Origin of the sequence: Pseudomonas sp. C2B4, from assembly GCF_013359695.1 — a bacterium.
GTDB lineage: Bacteria > Pseudomonadota > Gammaproteobacteria > Pseudomonadales > Pseudomonadaceae > Aquipseudomonas.
The window spans coordinates 1-3,605 of record NZ_JABFMU010000120.1 but is presented as its reverse complement, the minus strand read 5'-3'; the positions used below and the strand labels follow the sequence as shown (position 1 = coordinate 3,605).

3 protein-coding genes are annotated in these 3,605 nt (G+C 62.0%); 1 reads left to right on the top strand and 2 read right to left on the bottom strand.

From position 1 onward, the window contains the following. Nucleotides 1-84: 84 nt before the first annotated feature. A complete protein-coding gene (locus tag HNQ83_RS30885; RefSeq protein WP_175392622.1) occupies nt 85-1,620 on the bottom strand; it encodes an FAD-dependent monooxygenase in 1,536 nt (511 codons plus the stop codon). 275 nt (nt 1,621-1,895) lie between these two features. Here HNQ83_RS30885 and HNQ83_RS30880 point away from each other — a divergent pair, with 275 nt between their 5' ends. Next, nucleotides 1,896-2,987: a DUF1615 domain-containing protein gene (locus HNQ83_RS30880; RefSeq protein WP_175392621.1), complete on the top strand. Its 1,092-nt coding sequence runs from the start codon at nt 1,896-1,898 to the stop codon at nt 2,985-2,987. Between the two features lie 88 nt (nt 2,988-3,075). On the opposite strand, the gene HNQ83_RS30875 is transcribed toward HNQ83_RS30880, so the two are convergent. After that, the coding region (locus HNQ83_RS30875; RefSeq protein ID WP_372241946.1) for a phage infection protein at nt 3,076-3,605 on the bottom strand (530 nt) is incomplete at its 5' end.

Here is a 3,605-nt window from a genome sequence, read left to right as displayed (position 1 = left end):
GCAAAAAGCGGCATAAGCACCGTAAACGGTGTCCGGGATTACTTGACCAGTTCAGGCTCGCTCCTACAGGGGATTTTTGGGGCCTCAGGCCCTGCCAAAAAACGGCCGGATCCCGTGATCCCGGAAATACCGCTCGATCACCTTCGGATCCGAGCAGGTTTCGGCAATTGCCACATAGGTGTCCGGGCGCAACAGATAAAAGCCGTTTCGCCCCAGGCCTGCCGTTTCGAACGCCGGGCGCCAGTCGAACACATGCAGCGGCAAATGATGCTCGTTGCACCAGGCGATCATCTCGTCGCTGGTGTCGCCGTACACATGCACCTGCCAGCCCGGACACTTCAGCGGTCCAAAATTATCGCCTTCGCCGTCGTGCGCCCAGGGCAGGCGATCGCCGCCGTGCACGTGCCCGGCAACGCCCGCGCTCAAGGGCATGCCACGGTAGTTAAGGGTGATTTGCGACACCGTGCGGAAAAGGAATTCGCGGGAGGTTTCAAACGAGGCCATTTTCGGCAGCAGGAACGGCGCCAGGCGTGTGCGCAACAGGTCGGCCATGCGGCCTTCGGCGGTGACGAAGGTGAAGACCCGGTCAGTGGTGGACACCAGTTTGCGGGCAAACGCGATGCGCTCGGTTTCGTAGGTGGCGAGCAATTTGGCCTCGGCGCCGCCGCTCAACACGGCCGCGAGTTTCCAGGCCAGGTTGATTGCATCGCCAATCCCGGTGTTCATGCCCTGGCCCCCGGCGGGGCTGTGCACATGGGCGGCATCACCCAGTAAAAACGTGCGTCCGGTGCGGAAGTGATCGGCCACCCGATGATGCACGCGGTAGGTCGAGAACCAGTTCAGCTGTTCGATCTTGACCTTCATATGTTCGATGGCCCGGCTGCTGACGTCTTCGAATCGCAGGGTGTCGGCGTGCTCGGCGCGATCGTCGCGAACCGTGCCGATCAGGCGCGCGCGGCCTTGACCTGCCAAGGGGAACACCGCGAGGAAATCCGCTTCATCGAGATCCAGGTGCAGTTCACCGTTGAATGTCGGCCCGCTGGCCTGGACATCGGCGACATAGAAAACCTGCTGGTAGGTGCCGCCGGGGAATCCGGTGTCCAGGGTCTTGCGCACGATGGAACGGGCACCGTCGCAACCAGCGAGGTAACAGGCCTGGCAGATTTCCTGCTGGCCGTCGGGCAGGCGCAGCGTGGCAATGATGTCATCGCCGGTTTCCTCGAAGCCCAGCAGTTCGGTGTTGCGTTCGACGGTAATGCCGAAGGTGGCGAGGCGATCGATCAGCAGTCGTTCGTGTTCGTCCTGCGGGAAGATTTCGAGGAAGGCATAAGGCGTCAGGCCCTCGCCAACACGGCTCAACGGCAAGCGCGCCACAGGTTCGCCCTTGACCCAGAAATTGGCGGCCGCCACGCAATGGCCTTGCTTGACCACGGCGTCGGCGAGGTCGAGCTGACGATACAACTCCAGTGTTCGTGCCTGCACGGCCAACGCCCGGGACGTGGTGCCGGGTGTCGAGGTCTTGTCGATAATGCGTGCTCGAATGCCCAGTCTGCTTAGCCACAGTGCCAGTACCAGTCCGGTCGGCCCGGCACCGATGATCAACACGTCGCTGCGTTGCATGGTCCTGCCCCTCCTTTTGCGAGTGATGCAAGTATGGTTCAGGCTGACAGGGCGGCCAGACGGGCCGCCAAACGGAAAAGCTGTGGGAGCGAGCCTGCTCGCGAAGGCGCAATGTCAGTCGACACATGCATTGACGGATACTCCGCTTTCGCGAGCAGGCTCGCTCCCACAGGGGCGTGTCTGCCAAAGGAACAGAGGAGAGGTGCCATGGTCATAGCCAGCACCCTGCCATCGGCCTTATGGTTGATCCGGCATCTCCCATCATCAGGAGCACCATGCAAGTCCATCGATTGATCATGAGCATCGCCGCGTTGCTGGTGCTGGCCGGTTGCGGCAGTCAGCGGACCCAGGAACCCCCGGCGCGCACGCCTGCCCAGGTCAAGGCTGACATCCTGCGCCTGCTGCCGGCCAAAACCGTCGACCGCCAGGGTTGGGCCACCGATATCCAGGCCGCATTCGCTGCGCAGAACATTGCGCCGACCACGCAAAACCTCTGTTCGGTGTTGGCCGTCACCGAGCAGGAGTCGACGTTCCAGGCAGACCCGACCGTGCCCGGCCTGGGCAAGATCGCCCGTGACGAAATCGACCGGCGGGCGGCCAAGGCGCACATTCCCGGCCTGTTGGTCAGCGGTGCGTTGCAGGTGCGCTCGCCCAATGGCAAAAGCTACAGCGATCGGCTGAACGCCGCCCGCAGCGAAAAGGAACTGAGCGCGATTTTCGACGACTTCATCGGCATGGTGCCGATGGGCCAGACCCTGTTTGCAGGCTTCAACCCGGTGCATACCGGTGGACCGATGCAGGTCAGCATCGATTTTGCCGAGCAGCAGGCCAAAGGTTATCCCTATCCGGTGGATGGCTCGATCCGCCGTGAAGTCTTTACCCGCCGTGGCGGCATGTACTTCGGCATCGCGCATTTGCTCGGTTACCCGGCGAGCTACCCGCAACCGCTGTATCGCTTCGCCGATTTCAACGCCGGCTGGTACGCCAGTCGCAACGCCGCGTTCCAGAACGCGGTCAGTCGGGCCTCGGGTATCCCGTTGGTGCTCGATGGCGATCTGGTCCGCTACGACTCGATCATGCCTGGTACCACGGAAAAGGCCGTGCGCACCCTCGGCAAGCAATTGGACATGCGCAATCCGACGATCCGCGATCAACTGGAGGAGGGCAATACGCTGGCGTTCGAACACAGCAAGCTCTACCAGCGGGTTTTCGAATTGGCCGAGCAGGCAGAAGGCCGGCCATTGCCCCGTGCGGTACTGCCGGGGATCGTGCTGCAAAGCCCGAAAATCACCCGGAAACTGACCACCGCATGGTTTGCCAAGCGGGTCGATGAGCGATATCAGCGCTGCATGGCGCGCGCCGATTAACATCAAAAGATCGCAGCATTGTTTCAGGCATGAAAAAGCCCGGCTGATCAGGCCGGGCTTTTTTGTGTGGAGCGGTGGAGCGATTTGCTTAGGCGATGCTGTTGCCTTGCAGACGGTCGGAGCCATCGGCAGCGACGGTATTGCCTTGCAGACGGTCAGAGCCATCGGCAGCGACGGTGTTGCCTTGCAGGCGGTCGGAGCCATCGGCAGCAACGGTGTTGCCTTGCAGGCGGTCGGAGCCATCGGCGGCTACGGTGTTGCCTTGCAGACGGTCGGAGCCATCGGCCGCTACGGTGTTGCCTTGCAGACGGTCGGAGCCATCGGCCGCTACGGTGTTGCCTTGCAGACGGTCAGAACCATCGGCCGCTACGGTGTTGCCTTGCAGGCGGTCAGAACCATCGGCCGCCACAGCGCGTTTTTCCAGCAGGCGATCAGCGCCACCTTCAGCGATACGATTCTGGATCAGACGATCCGAACCCCCTTCAGCCACGCGGCTTTCGATCAGTCGATCCGAGCCGCCTTCGGCGACTACAGGTTGAGCAGAGGTCGCTGCAAAAGCGTTAACTGCGAAAACCGAGAAAGCGATGCTGAGAAGGGTTTGGCGTTTCATGATCGTGT

Bases quoted from the DNA above. Each gene is read 5' to 3' on its own strand.
- HNQ83_RS30885 (WP_175392622.1), bottom strand. From the start codon at position 1,620: ATGCAACGCAGCGACGTGTTGATCATCGGTGCCGGGCCGACCGGACTG.
- HNQ83_RS30880 (WP_175392621.1), top strand. From the start codon at position 1,896: ATGCAAGTCCATCGATTGATCATGAGCATCGCCGCGTTGCTGGTGCTG.